Annotated in this window: 17 protein-coding genes; all 17 read right to left on the bottom strand. The window is 42.6% G+C overall.

Annotated features, from left to right (window positions below; all coding sequences use genetic code 11):
* Window positions 1–162 precede the first annotated feature (162 nt).
* A complete protein-coding gene (locus tag TRESADRAFT_RS09905) occupies window positions 163–1,797 on the bottom strand; it encodes an anaerobic ribonucleoside-triphosphate reductase (RefSeq protein WP_002705303.1) in 1,635 nt (544 codons plus the stop codon).
* A gap of 1 nt (window position 1,798) precedes the next feature.
* Entirely contained in the window at window positions 1,799–2,287 is a 489-nt protein-coding gene (locus TRESADRAFT_RS09900; RefSeq protein WP_002705301.1) for a 4Fe-4S single cluster domain-containing protein, read from the bottom strand.
* Window positions 2,288–2,361: 74 nt separating this feature from the next.
* On the bottom strand, window positions 2,362–3,651 hold the full coding sequence (gene csx2, locus TRESADRAFT_RS09895; protein ID WP_002705299.1) for a TIGR02221 family CRISPR-associated protein: 1,290 nt from the start codon (window positions 3,649–3,651) through the stop codon (window positions 2,362–2,364).
* Between the two features lie 28 nt (window positions 3,652–3,679).
* Entirely contained in the window at window positions 3,680–3,889 is a 210-nt protein-coding gene (locus tag TRESADRAFT_RS09890) for a DUF3791 domain-containing protein (protein ID WP_002705296.1), read from the bottom strand.
* A gap of 1 nt (window position 3,890) precedes the next feature.
* Window positions 3,891–4,136 (bottom strand): hypothetical protein, encoded by a 246-nt coding sequence (locus tag TRESADRAFT_RS09885; protein ID WP_002705295.1) that lies wholly within the window; start codon window positions 4,134–4,136, stop codon window positions 3,891–3,893.
* On the bottom strand, window positions 4,133–4,612 hold the full coding sequence (locus TRESADRAFT_RS09880) for a DUF3990 domain-containing protein (RefSeq protein WP_002705294.1): 480 nt from the start codon (window positions 4,610–4,612) through the stop codon (window positions 4,133–4,135). Before TRESADRAFT_RS09880 ends, TRESADRAFT_RS09885 begins: the two co-directional genes overlap by 4 nt.
* Window positions 4,613–4,636: 24 nt before the next feature.
* Window positions 4,637–6,697 carry a TIGR03986 family type III CRISPR-associated RAMP protein gene (locus tag TRESADRAFT_RS09875; protein ID WP_002705293.1) on the bottom strand — a complete coding sequence of 687 codons (2,061 nt, stop codon included), beginning with the start codon at window positions 6,695–6,697 and terminating at the stop codon, window positions 4,637–4,639.
* Window positions 6,697–7,155 carry a hypothetical protein gene (locus TRESADRAFT_RS09870; protein ID WP_002705292.1) on the bottom strand — a complete coding sequence of 153 codons (459 nt, stop codon included), beginning with the start codon at window positions 7,153–7,155 and terminating at the stop codon, window positions 6,697–6,699. Before TRESADRAFT_RS09870 ends, TRESADRAFT_RS09875 begins: the two co-directional genes overlap by 1 nt.
* Window positions 7,156–7,157: 2 nt before the next feature.
* A complete protein-coding gene (locus TRESADRAFT_RS09865; protein WP_002705291.1) occupies window positions 7,158–8,501 on the bottom strand; it encodes an RAMP superfamily CRISPR-associated protein in 1,344 nt (447 codons plus the stop codon).
* Complete coding sequence (locus TRESADRAFT_RS09860) at window positions 8,498–10,069, bottom strand: hypothetical protein (RefSeq protein ID WP_002705290.1); 1,572 nt, start codon at window positions 10,067–10,069, stop codon at window positions 8,498–8,500. The genes TRESADRAFT_RS09865 and TRESADRAFT_RS09860 overlap by 4 nt, the downstream gene beginning before the upstream one ends.
* A gap of 1 nt (window position 10,070) precedes the next feature.
* Window positions 10,071–10,661: an RAMP superfamily CRISPR-associated protein gene (locus TRESADRAFT_RS09855; RefSeq protein WP_002705289.1), complete on the bottom strand. Its 591-nt coding sequence runs from the start codon at window positions 10,659–10,661 to the stop codon at window positions 10,071–10,073.
* Between the two features lie 8 nt (window positions 10,662–10,669).
* Window positions 10,670–12,283, bottom strand: coding sequence for a Cas10/Cmr2 second palm domain-containing protein (locus TRESADRAFT_RS09850; RefSeq protein ID WP_002705288.1), 1,614 nt, complete (start codon window positions 12,281–12,283; stop codon window positions 10,670–10,672).
* Between the two features lie 12 nt (window positions 12,284–12,295).
* On the bottom strand, window positions 12,296–12,793 hold the full coding sequence (cas6, locus tag TRESADRAFT_RS16625; protein WP_245534345.1) for a CRISPR system precrRNA processing endoribonuclease RAMP protein Cas6: 498 nt from the start codon (window positions 12,791–12,793) through the stop codon (window positions 12,296–12,298).
* A 419-nt stretch (window positions 12,794–13,212) separates the two neighbouring features.
* Window positions 13,213–14,241 (bottom strand): sigma-70 domain-containing protein, encoded by a 1,029-nt coding sequence (locus TRESADRAFT_RS09840; RefSeq protein ID WP_002705286.1) that lies wholly within the window; start codon window positions 14,239–14,241, stop codon window positions 13,213–13,215.
* A gap of 12 nt (window positions 14,242–14,253) precedes the next feature.
* On the bottom strand, window positions 14,254–14,871 hold the full coding sequence (locus TRESADRAFT_RS09835) for a TM1812 family CRISPR-associated protein (protein ID WP_002705285.1): 618 nt from the start codon (window positions 14,869–14,871) through the stop codon (window positions 14,254–14,256).
* A 172-nt stretch (window positions 14,872–15,043) separates the two neighbouring features.
* Window positions 15,044–15,427 carry a hypothetical protein gene (locus TRESADRAFT_RS09830; RefSeq protein WP_002705284.1) on the bottom strand — a complete coding sequence of 128 codons (384 nt, stop codon included), beginning with the start codon at window positions 15,425–15,427 and terminating at the stop codon, window positions 15,044–15,046.
* Window positions 15,428–16,044: 617 nt separating this feature from the next.
* Complete coding sequence (locus TRESADRAFT_RS09820) at window positions 16,045–16,245, bottom strand: helix-turn-helix domain-containing protein (protein WP_002705282.1); 201 nt, start codon at window positions 16,243–16,245, stop codon at window positions 16,045–16,047.
* Between the last annotated feature and the right edge of the window lie 1,338 nt (window positions 16,246–17,583).

The raw sequence follows: 17,583 nt of genomic DNA, 5'->3' as shown, positions 1-17,583 counted from the left end.
CCCAGAAAAAAATCGTCATGCTGACGTTTTTCGCAAGAAAAGCTGTTTCAGTATGACGATTTTTTAGGGTATCTTCCTATAATAAACACTTAAAAAAATCGCAAACATTCTTTAGATTATTTTAAAAAGAACTTTACCATGCCCCTATTATATTTTTGTACACTACAAATGTGCTTTTCGCAATTCCATTTCCTTGCGTTTGCCGTTCGTAAATCGGTTCTCTTCGGCAAGATAACCGGAGACACGTCTAAGGCGGCGGATATTCGATGAACCGCACTTTGGACACTTGTCGGAGATGCGTCCGATAAATCTGCAGTCGTTGCAGTTGTCCAACGGAAAGTTGATTCCAATGTAGTTGCAACCAGAATCATGGGCATATTCAACAACTTCCCTCGTTGCCTCCACGTTATTGCCGGGCATCTCCTCCATTTCGACATAAGTTATGCACCCACCGTTGCATAACGCATGAAAAGGAGCCTCAAAATCAATTTTCTGTGTATAGTCAGTGTCCACAAAAACCGGGACATGGAACGAATTCGTGTAATAGCCTTTTTGACAAACTGGAGAATTTTTCCCGAGATTCAACGAATCGTATTCCGCAAATGTGCCGGAAACACCTTCAGCAGCCGATGCGAGAAGCGAAAAATTTAATTTGTCGTTGTCGCGATACGAATCCACAGTCTCACGCATCCTTTTTATTATCGAAAAGGCTTCATCGCGATATTTGTACATCTCCCCAATGTCATGGAAGTCCACACTGTGCATGACCGAAATCGCGTCCCAAAGACCGATGAACCCAATGGACAGAGTTCCGGTTTTCAGCATTTCGATTACAGGCTTTTCACTACTCTGATAAAGATTGTGAGAACGAATCTCTGTAAACTCACCATGTTCAGCAAGATAATTCAGACGATGAATGAGAAGCTCACGACTATCTTGCATTTTCTCATCAAGAAACTCATAGAACTTACAAAAGTCGCCACCGCTTCTAAAAGCCAACTGAACAAGATTGACCGTCACGCAAGCGACATTGCCACGATTGAGACCTGATTCTTCTCCGTACATATTCGCAACGACACGGGTACGGCAGCCCATAATTCCGATGCCATCAGGATTTGCGTCTGAGTTTCCAGCTGCATCACAGTTGAAGTAAGTAGGAACCATTCTCTTCGATGTTACGGACAAGGATTTTAGATACAAGTCGTGATTCGGACTACTCGCGTCAAAATTTATTTCCTTTTTTAGCTTGAATACAAGATTTGGGAAAACAAACGGATTTCCATGTTCGTCGCCTTTTGAATAAGCCTCAAGAATAAGGCGGGTGAACCTTCTCCCCTTTTCAGATGTAGCAAGTCCAAAATTGAAAGTGACATAGGGTTTTTCGCACCCCTTACGACTGAACGAGTTCAAATCAAAGAACAACTCTCTTAGACCATCTACGGCCTCTTCGTCGGAAATGTCGTCCAGATATTCCGCCATATCGTTATCAAAATCAAGAAAGCCGATACCGCCAGACTGTAGATTCGTAAGCCAAACTATCTGCCTGCCAAGTGCGCGGAGAGCCTTTAGAAAAGAATAGTGTGTATCACCCAAAAGACTTTTTGTTTTTATCCCGATGCAATTGTGAGAAATAGAATAGAACTCAAAGTCATGAATGTGAACTGCTCTTGTTTTGTGGTTTTCCGCAGCTTTTTCGGGAATTACCTCGGACAGCAGGTGATTTTTTATCGTATCCTCTCCAACTTTCACAACATACTGGGTAGCATTTGAAATACAATTAGCCAATTGTTTGTTCATTTTACGCACAAGCCTCACTATAAACTAAATTCATTTTTTCCATTCTACCGCCGATGTTTCTGTACATCTCCTGATTTGTCGAACCGACATACATCAAATCGGGGCTCATCTTGTTGATGTCGAAGTGCCCACACTTGAGATAATCCAGATACTTGAAAATTATTTGAGGAACTTTTGAATAATCCCAGCCCGTGTAAAGGCACACATTGAAGCCGGCGTCCTTCAATTTTCCAAGAAGCACAATCAGAGACGAAAACTGCTCCAATGGTTCCCCGCCAGAAATTGTTATCTTCCTGTTTCTGCACCTAGCGACAATTTCCTTTGTGATTTCATCAACAGTCTTTACAATTCCGTTCTCCTTATTATGAGTGCAAGAATTCTGACACCCCGGACAATGCCTGCTGCAGCCTTGAAGAAAAAACACGCTTCTGATTCCAGGACCGTCATCACATGAACTCTGCTTCCAGCCTGCGCACAACAATGTCTTCATACTAGCCTCCTTTTTACTCTTAAAAAGGAAGTGCTTAGTAGAAAAAAATTGACAAGATTCAGAAGAACGAACGGCTATTCCTCTTGCTCCATATTTTCGAGTGCTGCAAAAAGATTCTCGATTCCACGTATTCCGCTTTTGTATATGTTCGGGATATTCGCAGCCATTGGGAAGTTGCCTTCTTTGTTTTTTCCTCCACCGTGCGCAATCTGATTTCTGAACACCTCGATGTTCGTCAGTGGCTTGCAAAGTTCTTTCCAACTACCGCCTTTCAGATTGTAAAGATGGTCTTTTCCTTCTTTCTGCCACCATTCGTAGTCACCGATATTGGCCTCCGTGCCGAATTTCTCCACTATGCTCGTCTCCACGGCAACTTGGAGAGTGATGACAGCCTGAACGTGCAGATGATGGTCATAGAGAAACTTTGAATAGTTATACAAAGTTTTCGCCATTGAGTTTTCATCCACGAGCGCGCAAACTTCTTTCAGGATAGGATTGACCTCTTTTATCAGCCAAGAAGGAACATTTTCATTGCACTGCGCAAGCGCATTCTTCAGCTGCTTGGCGACATCCGCTATCTGAAGCGCAAAATTCGTCTGGACAATCTCGGAGAAACGCTTTATCGCCTTGCTGCCGGCAGACCAATACGGATTTATCAGCTCAGCCAACTTGAAACCGTCGAGTTTTGTGTTGAACACATTCAGCGCAATGGAAAGTTCGGAATAATGCCAGTATTTGCTCAAATTTCTGGCATACCCCTTTTTCCTGTCGTGCATGTCAAGTTCGCCATATACGATTTCGACAGAGCGGTTTGTTGTCTGCGAAAGCGAATACTGCAGCGACTGATACAGCAGTACGGGCATTGAACGAAAACCGTGCGTTATGTCAAAAAGAATGTCATTGTCTTTTTTCACAATCGAGGTAACGTCTGTATAACAACTGAACAATTCCTCAACTGCATCTCCGTCGATTTTATGTGTGTGGGTTCTTATGACGACATTGATTCCGAACCGCCCGGAAAGATATGTTTCGAGTTTATCAAGATTTTCTCTCGACACTCCAACAGGAGAAACGCCTCTTTCCTTTGACTCGCACTGGTCGAACAAATCGCTCCACAGCTCAATCGTTTCGTCCTGCTCGTCATTATCCTTGTCAACAAGCGCATCCCAGGAAGAAGTTTCTGTCCCGAGCAGAATAAGCTGGTCGATTTCTTTGTACTTGCATTCAATCAATGCCTGCATGAAAAGGCGAGACTTGAAATGCATGTCCTCACCAAGAGTGTAATCGGTTTCTAGATACCCCTCAAAATTCTTGTCCGATTTGTACATTCCTGTACCAACCATAGAAATCAATGTGTATGACATGTTTTTCTCCCATTGTCTTGTTTTTCAATTACCACAGATGTTTTCCAGTCTTCATCAGATGCTCCACATCCTCGTAGGCGTTTTCGATGCGCTCAGTGTGGTACACCTCGTAGTAATCGTATATCTCCTGGACAAGATTTTTTTCTTCCCATTCTCGAAGGACATCTGCCGTCGGAATGTTTTTGTCGTATGCGTACTTTTCAAGCAGCAAAATGAAGAATTTCAGTTCGTCGGTCATGCTATTCCCCTCTCACATACACGGAGTTGCGAAGGTCGCCTGTCATCCGCTCGGCTTCCCACATGTCGAAGACGGCGAATTCAGAAAAGCCCAGAAGCCCGTACTCGGCATCCTCAAGCAAGGAATGAGTCTTGGACATGATGAAATTCCGCGCCGCCTCCATCGGCTCAAAATTGTACTTGTCGATTATGAGCTGAATCACTTTGCGGTCGTAATAGTCGATGGCGAAATAGACGTTCTTCTTCATATTTTTCTTCCTTCAACGAATCGCAGGAGCGACAACGATTTTTCAGTTTTGAACGTGTACTGGTCCTTGAGTTTTTGTGGAAGGAGCTGCCGAATCGCGCTTTGGGCGTCGATGTAACCGTCGAGATACAAAAGAATCGTGGGAAAGGTCTGGTCGTTCGCGACGGGACCGACTACCAAATCGTAGTCACTAACAGTTTCGTTTCCCCTTCGGTTCTTTGTAACGTATTCTAGCCAAGCGGCGTCAGCTTTTTCAAAACGAAGCACGGAAAGTGACTCAAACGCGCTGTCGGGAAATTCGTAGCAGGAGACAACGCCCTCCCCGCTTTCACGAATCCGAGCCGTCCGCTCCGCCCACTTTCTCGCCTGCTCAAAATCGCTCGTTGTATAAAAGCCCTTCCCGAAATCGAGCGAACGCTGTGTTTTCAGCAATTTGGGAGAATTTACTTTGATGTTGCTGCCGTGGTAGAGGGTCATTTTGTGGGAACTCCTGTTGTTTTTTTATTTTTCATATCGGAACGAAGAAGTGTCGCCTTTTACAGAAGCAACTTTTAGTTTTATTTCATCCCCAGCATTTTTATCAGTTGGAACATCAGCAGTATTTATTATCGATCCGCAGATTTCTGGAGTATCCTTTACACAGGCTTTCCAACCGCCTTTTTTTGTTTTTTCTTGCAGCAAAACGCAAACCTGTATTGAACCATTTGCCACACCAGCCTCTGAATGTGGCATTTTTTTTGCAATGTTCTGAGATGGCTTTCCATATCCGCGGTTGTTCTGAAAAGAAGTTTGATTGTTTTGTCTTACAAACCCATGCGAAAGATTTGATTCCTGATTTTCCTCGGAATAAGCCGACAAAAAACATAAACCTTTTTTCGCTTCGACAAATTCATTCTTACCTTTTAGATCCAATACCATGTGAGCCAAATCCCATTTCGGTCGCTCCGCATTATTTGGATTAGCCATGGCTTTGAGTTCTTTCAGTTGCTGGCAGTTTTTCCAACCGACAACTTTGCCTTCCATGTATGACTCGAATATTCGTATCCAAGAATTTATTTCATCTACAGAGGCTGTCCTATATTTGTTATCTGAAGAATCATTGTTCAAGTATGACATTGAAGATATCTCTGCCCTTATCTGTCCGAAGCCACACGATTTTCCCATTCCGACTGCGTGGGAGAGATTTTTGTCGTTTCCCCATGCAATCGCCCAGAGCAGGAGGCCGAGTTCTTCTTTCTTTAGGTTATGGAAATGGATTTTCCCTTCAAAGACAGTTCCTTTCTGCAATGGGGAAAAATGAGAGGTCTGTTTTTCCTGATCCTGATTTGGCTTTACAATATTTGTTTTGTTCCTTACAGGGTAGCGTTTCCATCCACGAAGCAGAACATCATTATCCATCAAAGTCTTGTATTCCTGATTTCTGGTATCTTGCTGAATATAGTTCGGATAAAAAGATGGTTTTGGATTACTCAGGATTGTATCGACTTTTTGTGCGAGAGCAACGCTGTTCGTTACGGCATCCTCAAGCTGAACCCTTCCGCGCAAAGAAAAATTGTAATCTGATTTCTCAGTTTTTGTATTTTCGATTTTTCCGAACATACATTCTGCAAAATCCAGCTTGTCCGAGAAGTTATCTTCAGAGGAATTCCTAACAGCGTCATGCAAGGAATTTTTATATGGAAGTCGGTACATCATGGAAAGACCAAGCGATTCAGGATTTCCGTTTGAATCCGGCAGATAAAAGACTGGGATTCCAGGATATCCGATATTCTTGCAGTCGTTTAGCTTTTTCGCCAAGTCAAGCCCCTTTTTCTGATCGGCCGCTTTTGGCGCATTTGTCTGCTTGAATTGGAGAATGGTTGCATAATCAACAATGATTTTTTGCTTTCCTTTGTCTTCAAAAACAAAATCTAGATGTTTTTTTCCACCTGGATTACCTGTCAGAACAATAAAGCCACTTACGGAACCCGTATATTCCGTTTTCTTAATTCTAGAAACTTTTGTTTCTCCTGCCGAGAAAAAAACTGCTACATCATTGTGAAGTTTATTTATTCTATCCTTAGAATCTTCTCGTTTTGTAAGGGCACCAGACTCCAATTCATAATATTTCTCAATATCAGAATCTTCAATTCTTTTGTATTCGACAGGATAGACTACCCATCCAGAATTTTCAAAAATAAGCCAGCCGCCTTTTATGCTTTTATTGGTAAAATGACTCCTATATAGTTTTTTTGCAGCATTTGTCAAATCCCTAACGCTCAAAGCAGCGTCCGAAACTCGGTTGAATTTTCCGAACGAGGCAATCTCAATCACATTGCGAAACATTCCCCTGAGGCTTGAGCCAGGAATTGCGAATTTTCCGTTTGCTGCTTTGTAATTATCAATATTGCCATTATCGTTTTTCCCGTTTCCAACAAAAACAGGAGTTTGTGCAGTATATCTGACGCTTATTGTTCCAGAAATCCCATCTTCAAAAGGGCTGTCAATCGAAATCTGGGAACCCCATTCTGGAAATACGACTTTCTGTGCGAGCGGAACAAAATTGTAAGGAGCTTTTATCATTATTTTTCCTCCGAAAATCCTGTAAATGCAGAGCAATAAGGCCTGTAGCCAAAATTCTCATCAAACCGATAGTAGACATCGTAATTCAAGTAAATATTGTTTCCTTCTTTTGAAAGCTGCTTCACATTTTTCTTCAAGACAGAATCGCCATCATCAGATTCTGAACAAGTGAAAAAATTCCACTTTTCTCCGTCAAAACGCACGGCTAATGACGTTCCGTTTACGTTGTAAAACTCCCCGGAAAGAATATGCTCTCCTTCGACTTCGAAATCTGCGCCTCGTACTCTTTTTGCAGTTGTGGACTGATATGAAATCCAGCCGTCGGCAGGAGAAAAATTTTTTATCTCTCTTACAGCATCAGAATTTGAATCCAGAGATTTTGAGTGGATGCAAATTTTTGTTTCTGAATAGTTGTCTCCGCTTTCGGAATTCAAAAAATCCAAATCTTCTTTATTCATAATCAGTTTTTCTCCTCTGCATGATTGAAGCCGAGTCCATGCCCTGAACCGCCGCCTAATGCAAGACGACCGGATTTCAAATCTTCCAAAGCCCATGAGAATGCCTTGTATTCATTGCTGGATTTATCAATCGATTTATCAAGATATATGCTCGTTTCAAATGTCTGTTCTGCTCGGACATTCTCTTCTTGGAACAATGCGCCCGGAAGAGTTCCGCCAGTAAAACGGTCTATGCTGTTTCTTGAAAGCTGATATGTTTTGGCATCTTCAAGATACAAATCGGTAAACCAGAGTTTTCCAGACATTCCCTTTGATTCTGAATCGCCATTGTTTGATGCAAATCCAAAAAGCATCGAAAGCCCATCGTCCTCATTTTTTTTGCCTATGTTCCAATTCTTTGTGATTCTCGCAAGATGAAACGCTGTCCTGTGGCGCAACGCTCCCTTCAAGGCAGAGCCTGGAATCGCTATTTTAGGCACGGATTCAAAAGAGCCTTTATTTCCGAGCCATTTTATGCACCGCTCGCTGTATGGAAGCATATCAGCCGGATGAGCATTTTTCAGGAACGATTTTGAGCCACCTCCGATTCTAAAACCGAAAGGAAAACTCAATGTTAGGTCAAGCTTGTCAAATTTGTCATCGAATGACGAAAGGTCCAGTGTTGCTGGGCAGTTTTTGAAGGCTTCCAAATCTTCTTCGTTCGACAAATCAAAGCATTTTTTTGACGGAACTTTTATTTCGTTTATTTTTATTTTCCCGTATCCGTCCCTGCCTGCCGCACCTATTCTGAACAACGGAGAAAACAGTACCTTCAAAATAGAGTTCCATTTTTCATCATCTCTCTCGCTATCCGACCACATTCCAATGGAAAAAGTAAAACGGCTGCCAGTCGGAACAAAATACCTGTCAAATTTTCCAGCCTCGTAAGCTGTTCCTCTTTCAGAAAGGCGAACATGGTCTCTTTTGAAATCGGGATTATCAGTGATGTACAGCTCCTTCAGTATTGCGTCGGCTTCTATAGCTTCTTTCGGATAAAATGATTTATGGACGGTGTTTTTTGAATCGTGAACATACGCCCAAGAAACTTCAAGTAGCGATGAATTTCCGGCATCCCTTTTTTGACAACCAAAAAGCTCATTTACAAAGTCAAGTCCCCTTTCTTTCTGGACAGCATGGCGAAGAATCCCCGCAATAGTTGTTCCAGGAATTGCAGGAAGTCCATTCGCATCACGGACAAGTTCCACATCAAAAAAGTTTCCTCCTTTTCCGGAAGACAGAACCAATGGCGAAAGAGCTTCTATCGTGATTTTTGCGCAATAATAAAATTTTTTATCAAGCCTGCTCATTTTTCATCTCCATTAAGCCAGTTCTTTTCGGCGATTTTGTCCTTGCATCGTTTTACAAGCTCTTGCAAGGCAATTTTTACATCTTTGTCATTCAAAGATGTATCTTTGATAAAGTCGAAAAGCCAATCGCGCAAGGTCTTGCCTTTTGAATAAGACTCATAATTCCATTCCTCATCTGGATTTGAAACCTTCGTATCACCATTCCGCTCGGTTTTCGATTCTGTTAAAGGTTTTATTACAGTACTAAGTCGATTATTCAAATCATCTTTCGTCCTGCATTCCTTTGCAACCTCAAGGATCCTTCCCCACTGGGCGTTTCCTGGCCAGAAAACATCGTCGTCACCAAAAGAGTGGAATATTTTTATCTTTCTGCAAAGTTCGACAAATTCTTTAAGAGCAGCTTTTACTTTTTTCTCAACATTCCCACTGACAAACACAGGTTTGAGCCAGTCAAGCCACGCTTTCTCATCAGAAGTCAGCTCCGGCTTAACATCTGGAACTCCTTCAACAAAATCTTCCTTTGTGAATTCCTTGCCAATTTCAAACAAAGCGATTTCTCCGAAACCTTGTCCTTTAGATTCTCCTATTCCCTGCGTGACTGCGGATTTTATGCATTCTTTTTCTTCCGTATTCAGATTCCGATTTGATTTAGATTTGAACGTAAAAACACTGCCTTTCGAAATAAGCGTCTTCTGCATCTCTATTTCACGGCGATGTGCGTTGTATTGACATAGATACGAAGGACGGGCAAAGCTCTTGCTTCTGTCCAATTCCCATTCATCGCTAAGCCCCAGAGAACTTGGCGAGACATTCAGATCCGGAGTTCCTGTGGCAGGATTCCTCATACAGATATCAGAAACCGCAAGTATCGAAAAAGAAGTTGTGACAGGCAAACTAACTTCCGTTTTTTCGAATGACGCATTGTATTTTGAAATTTTCACACACCCATAAGAAGCTGTCTTTGAGCGGCCGGCATGGACAATTTCGCCAGTCTCAAATAAAGAGACAATCTGAGGAATCACATCTGTTACGGAATCATCCCATTCAATTTTTCCGATGAAAATTTGACCAGCATCAAGGCTTTCATAACCATAGAGCTGAGTTTTTGCCGCCGTACCAGTCTTCGCATTAATGGCAGTGCGCATCCTACTTGTCTTTGAGGGATTTTTTATGCGGATTTTCGCACCGTCAGAAATGCAAACATAACCGCTTCTGTTTTGCCTATATTGGATTCCTTCCTCCTTTATATCCGAAGCACAATTAGCGAAATTCAAAACAGTATTCTCTTTTCCCGTGCGAGGAACCTTTTCCGAATGAAGAGACAGTGGCATTGGCAGAGACCGCTTTCCATCAACAAGCGGATAAGCATTGCAGAAACGGACTTTTGAAGTATGAAAAACAGTCCAAGCGTTCTCTTTACCAATAGAAGAATAAAAACGAGATGCCGCAATACCTAAGAACACAGAACCCGGAATATAATCCAAAGATTTATGGTCTCCGACCGTAGCTGTCTTTTGACTTAGAACGACATCATCCAATAATTCAGCCTTGAAATATAATTCACCCATTTTATGCCTCATCCTTGAATTCAATCACAACCTCTCCCAATCCCCGGGATTTATGGGAGCCGACAGCACGGACAAGCTTTCCAGCAGCCTTTTTTATACAATCGAATGTTGTTTTATCACAATCGCATTCCATCCTTGCGTACAAATCCATTGGCACCGCGACTTCATACCCCCGAAGACTTCTGTCATCGGCCGTTCCTGTTTCATCATCAATGGCCGTGGAATATATGTTCCGTGTCAGATTGTCCCTTTCGGATTGTGTTTCGCTCTTCGACAATACAGACCTCAATTGAGGAGGAAGACGGGCATCGGAAAAATAAATTTTTCCGGCTTTGCTCATGGTTCTGTTCATGTTTCCATTCAAATCAACAGCGCCGAATATTTCATCAACAAAACAGTAGTTTTTGTTTCCTGCATTTTTGAGTCGCAGACATGCGTCTTTCACAAGGCCTTTGAGCATTTTCCCAGGCACATAAGGCAATCCGTCAGCATCCCTGTCAATACGGTTGTCTACTTCATTACCGCCACCTTTTCCGCTTCCAACTGCCCAATATCCTTGCATTTTCAAAACCATTGTAGTTCTAAGCATCATTCCTTCTCCTAGTTTTCCATGCTCATAAACTGAAGCGCATCAAAAAGAGGTGTTCTTCCGTCTTTTGTCCAAGGTGATTCTTTTGCATTTTCCACACCGAAAAGTTTCATGCATTTTGAAAAATCTTCAAATAAGTTTCGTTTTTGAAGGTTTTCTATCCACCGCCGCCATTTTTCACGGGAAATGTTTTCGTCACCGAATATCATCGTTGCATATTGTCTAGCAGAAGATGAAGTGACCCCTTCTTTTCTTAAAGCTTCACAAAGATTTCTCAAAGCTCTTAAAGTAGGAATTGATTTTTCATTTTCGTCGAAGGCATAAGCATCTAATGTCGCAACATACGTTTTATCACCTTTTTTTATAATAAGTTCGTTTTTCTTGTATTCCTCATAACTTTCAATAAATGAATTCGTGACAACAAGGCTTGTCACTGTTGCAGGAATATATTCTCTGGATTCTTTTTTCTTGACATCTTTTGAAACTTTCTTAGAAGCAGAACACAAAGATTCTGCCAGTTCAAAAGAATCCATAAACGGCTGATTATTTTTTATATAGGCAATTCCTGCACAGGCCGTAAGTTTGTTAGGGATTTTACCACCAGAGGCTTCATGCAAATATTTAAAATTGCTTTCTGTTGTTTCTTCAAAATACTTACAATAATCTTCTGTGAACTGCATTGCATAGTCAGCCCGAACAATAACCGTCAAGTCATCGCCGCCGAGAACGAGCGGGCGAAGTGGGAGCATTCCTGATTCTGCACCATATTTTTCTATGAGTTTGAGAGTTGCTTTCTGAGCAGCTTCTTTTGTAGATTTTTCTAGCCGGTCGGAAAATAACCTTAACATCACGGCATATTCAGCTCCATCTGAAAAACTTTCTCGAATTTCTATCAATGATTGTCCGAGTCCGTTGCCGTCAGCATGAATCAATCCAATATAACGAGAATCTTTTTTGAACGGAAATTCACAACTTCCATTTTCTTCAAATTCAAGATTTTTCGGAAATTTGAATTCTGTTTGCTTCGATGGAAGAAATGCATCCGCCAACGCATGTAAACCTTGCTTGTCTGCGGCAAGTTTTTTCACGCTAGCTTCATCAGTCCAAATCCTTTTTCCATCAGAATCGAAACGGTTCTCTACAGCCGGCTTCCCCGTTCTAGGGGCGAGCACATGCTCAGGCGTTGCTTCCGGCAAGAATGGAGGAGGACAATTTCTATTGTGGCCAAGAATGTCGTATGTCTCTTTTATAAGTTCCTGCAAATTTTCTGATTCAGAGACCGCATGAACAGTCTCAAGACCTGGAGCCAATGAAGAAACGAGCATGCTCCATACTGCAAGGAATCGGTCACGCACTTCTTTGTCAGCAAACAATGCCGTAAAACCACCACCGCTCCGCCTTGAAAAGAATACTTGTTCTTCACTCATGGATTCAAGTTTTTTAGAATCTTCTTTGGAATTCGGTATTATTTCTTTCAATTCGAGATGCTTAATGACGACATTCAAATCACGCTCACACAATTCCTTTACAAGTTCGCTGGCACCAACCATCTCTTTCATTTTGCCGCTTTCAAAAATGTAAGATTGTATGCCTCGTGCCTCAAAAAACAACGAAAAGTATTTCATATCTTCTATTCTCTACTCCCATTTTGTCCAATAATCCATTTGGCCAAGTCCGAAGTTCGTGTTCTTGCCGGCGTTCGCGATTCGGCCAAATTCCAAAAGTTTTTTCTCCATGCAAGAGAATTCCCCCGAAAGGGAGAAGGTGCCGACCGCGCCAGAGAGAATGACGAGTTTCTTCTGACGGGCCGAATAGTGGTCCAATTTTTTCCAGCGGAGATTGCGTGCGTCAATCGCCAAGAGCGATTTTGGCAGACGCTCCAATTCAGCATCGGCCGCTCCATACATTTTTAAGAGAGTCGTCGCCCGCCGGTACAAAGCCGAGAAAAAATCGGTTGCCGAAAAATCCTGAGAATATTTTCCTCCCACCTTGAAGCGGAGCGGACTTTTCAGTTCGACAAGAACCTCGCCCCGGCTGTCTCCGCTTCCATCAGCTTTGAACGAAAACTCTTCTGCTTCGACATTCGGTTCTATATGGTTCTCGTCAATCAGGATGCTTTTTCCACCGACGGACATGTCCACCACAGAAAAACGTGTCCGATTCTTGAAAATCCCCGACTCGCCAGCCCGAACGAATGCCGCGTATATATACGGAAGATAATCAACCGCCTTGCCGAAAAGCGTCATTGTAAAGTCATATTCGCTTATATTCGCGCCCACAGACAAATCGCCTTGTGTGAACGAGAACGGATGAGACGCCCTATTCCGCCCCGGAAGCACATCGTTTTCAGACTGCAGAATCGTCTCGAACAAGAATGCATAGGCACACGTGCTTTTGTACATACAGTCCGGGCATTTCATATTGGGCGACACGCAACTCATTGAGCGAAGATGCATTCCCATCAGGCTCCTGAGCACGAAGAGCGGCGGATTGTCAGCAATTGCAGGAGAGGCGAAACGAAGATGGAAATGCACGGGGAGGTAGGAGAGCGGCATCACTGTTCACCCCGCTTTTTGTGCTTTCCCTTATCCTGTATATCTTTCAAATACTTTTTCAGCGATTCTTGCAATTCGTAATCATCTTTGAATGCTTGGAAATCTGACATATTCTCCATGCATAATGCCAAAAACTTGTCAGTAGCTTTTGATAATTGCCCTTCATCCTTCCCAAGAATATTTGCAATTCCTTTTTGACTCGGTTTGCTCGACAAATCATAGATAGATTTATCAACAAAAACATATCGATCCAGAGAATCGTTTGACAAAGCAAAGTATCTATGCAGCAAATCGTAGAAAATACCTGTTACAAGAGATTTCCACCAATCGTCACGTTTTTTCATACGGAATATTTTGTTGATAAATTCGACTATCCGTTTTCCTGTTTCTATTTCTATATATTTATTATCAGGAGATTGTGTCTTTTCGTCTTCGAGATTGTCTTTTAATTCCCCTTTTTCATTCTCTCCAATAGGAATTTCGAGAGAGCCAGGATTTTTTGAGAGACGCCATTTTCGTACAGCCTCATACTCATCGTCAGAAAGTCCAATTTCATGCGCAATCTTCTTTTGTCCCGACAAGTCATCATTTGCTATACCACGGCTCTTGCATTTATCACACAAGAGTCTATCATTCTCTGTTACTTTTTCTGGTACATACGTAAAATTCTTCAGGTCTTCATCAACAAACTTGTGAAGCTCATTGATAAAGGTCGTCTCAAAGAATTTCGCATATCCATTCGTATTTTGCAGAGGATTCTTTTTCCAAGAAGAAAAACAAAGAGCTATTGCGCTATCTTTTGCCTCAACCTTTGTCACAACATCATTTTTCTCATTTTTTGGAAGATTAAGTTTCTTGTAATTGCTTTTTTTCCACAGGTCGTTTGCGAAAGCTTCCATCTGCCTTATTAATTTCAGCTGCAACGTACGCTCATCTTTCCTGCTCAAACCAGCACGCAATTCTGGCGTGAAGTATTTCTTGCAGAGAGAATTGATGTTGTCTCCATTTTTTTCAACATTTTCTGCCATGCCAGCCTCCAACTACAGTTCGAAGAACTTGTTGAGCCGCTCGATTGCGGTTTTTCCGTCGGGGGCTTCCATGACAGAAGTAAGAGAGTTGAGGTAGAAGAGAGGCGTCACATCGTACAAAGCTGCGGTATTCGCCTTAGCTTGCTTGTTTTCGTCATGGACAATCGCACCGTACACGATATTAGAAATGTCGGCATCGAAGAAACGCTCTGCAAAACCAAGAGCAAAGAAGAGCACAGGCACCAAAGTCTTGGGACCATAGGTCATGTCAGCGAATATCTGGCAGCCTTCCTCAAAGGTCGCGACAATCTGGCGGAACCTGGACTCCACAACGTCGCTTGTTTCCTTGAATTCGTTCTGAACCTCGTCGTATGTGATGTGTGCGCCTATCGCCGCGTTTATGCCGTCAAGTTCCTCTTTCTGAAAATCAACATTTTCCTGGGCAAATTCTGATTTTGTTACGATTCTGACGACCTTTACCTCGTCATCCTTCGCGAGCGTTTTCGCCAACACAGCGTTTATAGGGAAGCGAACTTTTCCCTCATATTCAATCGATTTGTTTTCTTCCGACACATAATGCTGCGGAGTTATTTTCTGCATTGGGATTGTCGCGAATACTATTTTCTTCATAATAATTAACCTCTTTTTCAGATTCTTCTATTTTATTGCACTTTATTCATAATGCAACATTTTTTGCCACCGCCACAGGGCGCAGAGACCCAGTGGCTCCAACTAGTCAGCCTCATGCGAAACTGGACTCACAGGATGCCATTCCGCATGGGCTGCGAACGACCATCAGGGGTCAAGCGATGCCAATCCGTTTTTCGCCGAAGCGAGCGTCAAGCTCATTCGCCATCGCCCAACCGGCAGCCTCAATCATCGACGCGCTCACGGTAGCAGACACAATCCACCCAAAAATCGGAACAATCTTTGCGACTTCTTTTGTCAGGGTTTTCAGTGGCTGCTTGAGGACGGTGCGCTTGATTGCGGCGATGGCAATGGCTTTTCCGGCGGATTCAGTGATGCTGCCGCCAAACACTCCGGCAAGGGCACACGCCATGGTCGTCATCGTCACCAAGTCAGCCGCAATTCCAACCCCAGGAATGGGAACGAGATTTCCGCCACAGCAAATGGCTGCATGAGAGTGGATGATTGCGTGGCATTTTTCTGTCTGAGTCTCTGTCATAGTTTGTCTCCTTGGGCTTTGCGCCCGTTTTTTTATTTACCAATTAAAAAGGATTAACAATTCAAAGAAAAATTGACTAAAAAAAGTTTTTTTTTCAAATTTTCTTTGAAGATTTCGATTAAGGCTCCTCGGAACTTTTCAAAAATCAGCCTCGTAGAATTTCATCATTCGCTTGAAATCGCCTTTTTTGAAAAACGGAACGTGCGTCAAATGATAGCAACCGCAAAACGTACAGTAATAGCAACGTTTTATGATTTTCTTGTTGTGCCCAAGATGATCCCCATAGCGATGCCGTTTTTGGGAATTGATGATTTCCCCGGAATTTCGCCTTGAATAGCAAATTTTTCCACTAAATTCACAAATCTTTTTTGCATCCATAATCTACCTCCGTTCATCTTGCAGATTCAAAAGACGCCCGTACTCGAAAGAAATTGACGTTTTTGAACTGTTTCTATTTTGCAACTCAATTTTCTTATCGTTTGCATTTATATATGAGAGATTCGCATATAAAAAATTGACAAATTGCAAAAAAACTGCCTGAAAAATTTTCAAGCAGTTCCAAAAAATCATTCCCACAATAAAAAGCAGGGCAACATTTTGACATTTAGAAGCTATTTTTATGTTAAATCATCTAGCTTTATCTTCAATGTTTTTGCAACTTCCGCTGCATCTGACAACGACGGCTCTGTTACATCATTCAACCATTTGGACACCGTAACCGGCGTCTTTTTTATTTTCTTTGCGAAATCTTTCTGACTTACGCCCTGTTCCTTTAGAGCTTTCTTGACGCCCTTTGCGAAATTCGATTTTTTAGCCATATTTGCCTCCTAACTTGCATATAGCTATTATTTTTTAGCCACAATTTTCCGCTTAATCATTTTTCTTGTAAAATTGGGGCGTTTTTCATCCAGGGCAGCCCCTCGCCCAACCGACGTTCTTGACCTTCACTCTGCGCCCAAGCCGCTAACGCCTGCCGCCGCGCGAGATTCTCGGCGCGGGTCTCGGACGCGGAAGCGGGCGTGAGTTTGGAGAAGGCACGACGATGACAGGACCTGACGTGACGATTGTGATGTTGCTCATTTTTTGTCTCCTTGCCGATTTACGGCGTTCTTTGGTTTGTTTCATTTTTGCGACTCTATTTTCTTGCCGCTTACATTTATAGCTGAGCCATTCACATATGAAAAATTGACAAACTGTAAAAAAACTGCCTGAAAAAATTTTCAAGCAGTTTCAAAAAACATTTTCACAATAAAAGCAGGGCAATCCGCAACGCATCCACACATTCGCAAACGCAAACCCCATTCCCAAAACAGGAAAGGTACGCGCCTCGCGCGTGCCGTGACCGGTTGCTTCCAAAAAGCAAATTGCTAGGACACAAAAAGCATCCCAGCAACCGTCAATCCCTTAAAAGCAGGGCAACATTCTGACATCTGCCTGTGGTCACCGACATATTTTCACGGATTACATGGTCTTAATCCCTTAAAAGCAGGGCAACATTCTGACATCTGCCTGTGGTCACCGACATATTTTCACGGATTACATGGTCTTAATCCCTTAAAAGCAGGGCAACATTCTGACCTTACTGTCAAGGAGATAGGACTATGGCAAAGACTCTTAGTTCGTCTTAATCCCTTAAAAGCAGGGCAATATTCTGACTTGTCTAAGTTGACACCAGAGCCTGTTCCGACGGTGAAGTCTTAATCCCTTAAAAGCAGGTCAACAGCAATTTCCTCCACACACTCGCAAACGCAAATCCAACCTCTCCACCACGGAAAGGTACGCACAACGTGCGTGCCGCGAACGGTTGCTTCCAGACGCAAATTGCTAGGACACAAACAGCATCCCAGCAACCGTTTAATCCCTTAAAAGCAGGGCAAAATTCTGACAAATTCGCAAAAGAGTTCGGAATGAAGGAAGCAGATTTGTCTTAATCCCTTAAAAGCAGGGCAAAATTCTGACCCGTACACAATATAGCGCCGGACATGCGCACCGAAAAGTGTCTTAATCCCTTAAAAGCAGGGCAAAATTCTGACGTGAAAAATACAGGATGACGATTTATTATACAATTTAGGAAGTCTTAATCCCTTAAAAGCAGGGCAAAATTCTGACAATCCGCTTCGTGACCTCTTCGGCGTGGAATACTTGGGCGAGTCTTA

This window comes from Treponema saccharophilum DSM 2985 (genome assembly GCF_000255555.1).
In the GTDB taxonomy this organism is placed as follows: Bacteria; Spirochaetota; Spirochaetia; order Treponematales; family Treponemataceae; genus Treponema_D; species Treponema_D saccharophilum.
This window is presented reverse-complemented; position numbering and strand designations above follow the sequence as displayed.

Coding starts and splice junctions, on each gene's coding strand:
- TRESADRAFT_RS09905 (WP_002705303.1), bottom strand. CDS start 1,797: ATGAACAAACAATTGGCTAATTGTATTTCAAATGCTACCCAGTATGTT.
- TRESADRAFT_RS09900 (WP_002705301.1), bottom strand. CDS start 2,287: ATGAAGACATTGTTGTGCGCAGGCTGGAAGCAGAGTTCATGTGATGAC.
- csx2 (WP_002705299.1), bottom strand. CDS start 3,651: ATGTCATACACATTGATTTCTATGGTTGGTACAGGAATGTACAAATCG.
- TRESADRAFT_RS09890 (WP_002705296.1), bottom strand. CDS start 3,889: ATGACCGACGAACTGAAATTCTTCATTTTGCTGCTTGAAAAGTACGCA.
- TRESADRAFT_RS09885 (WP_002705295.1), bottom strand. CDS start 4,136: ATGAAGAAGAACGTCTATTTCGCCATCGACTATTACGACCGCAAAGTG.
- TRESADRAFT_RS09880 (WP_002705294.1), bottom strand. CDS start 4,612: ATGACCCTCTACCACGGCAGCAACATCAAAGTAAATTCTCCCAAATTG.
- TRESADRAFT_RS09875 (WP_002705293.1), bottom strand. CDS start 6,697: ATGATAAAAGCTCCTTACAATTTTGTTCCGCTCGCACAGAAAGTCGTA.
- TRESADRAFT_RS09870 (WP_002705292.1), bottom strand. CDS start 7,155: ATGAATAAAGAAGATTTGGATTTTTTGAATTCCGAAAGCGGAGACAAC.
- TRESADRAFT_RS09865 (WP_002705291.1), bottom strand. CDS start 8,501: ATGAGCAGGCTTGATAAAAAATTTTATTATTGCGCAAAAATCACGATA.
- TRESADRAFT_RS09860 (WP_002705290.1), bottom strand. CDS start 10,069: ATGGGTGAATTATATTTCAAGGCTGAATTATTGGATGATGTCGTTCTA.
- TRESADRAFT_RS09855 (WP_002705289.1), bottom strand. CDS start 10,661: ATGATGCTTAGAACTACAATGGTTTTGAAAATGCAAGGATATTGGGCA.
- TRESADRAFT_RS09850 (WP_002705288.1), bottom strand. CDS start 12,283: ATGAAATACTTTTCGTTGTTTTTTGAGGCACGAGGCATACAATCTTAC.
- cas6 (WP_245534345.1), bottom strand. CDS start 12,793: ATGTCCGTCGGTGGAAAAAGCATCCTGATTGACGAGAACCATATAGAA.
- TRESADRAFT_RS09840 (WP_002705286.1), bottom strand. CDS start 14,241: ATGGCAGAAAATGTTGAAAAAAATGGAGACAACATCAATTCTCTCTGC.
- TRESADRAFT_RS09835 (WP_002705285.1), bottom strand. CDS start 14,871: ATGAAGAAAATAGTATTCGCGACAATCCCAATGCAGAAAATAACTCCG.
- TRESADRAFT_RS09830 (WP_002705284.1), bottom strand. CDS start 15,427: ATGACAGAGACTCAGACAGAAAAATGCCACGCAATCATCCACTCTCAT.
- TRESADRAFT_RS09820 (WP_002705282.1), bottom strand. CDS start 16,245: ATGGCTAAAAAATCGAATTTCGCAAAGGGCGTCAAGAAAGCTCTAAAG.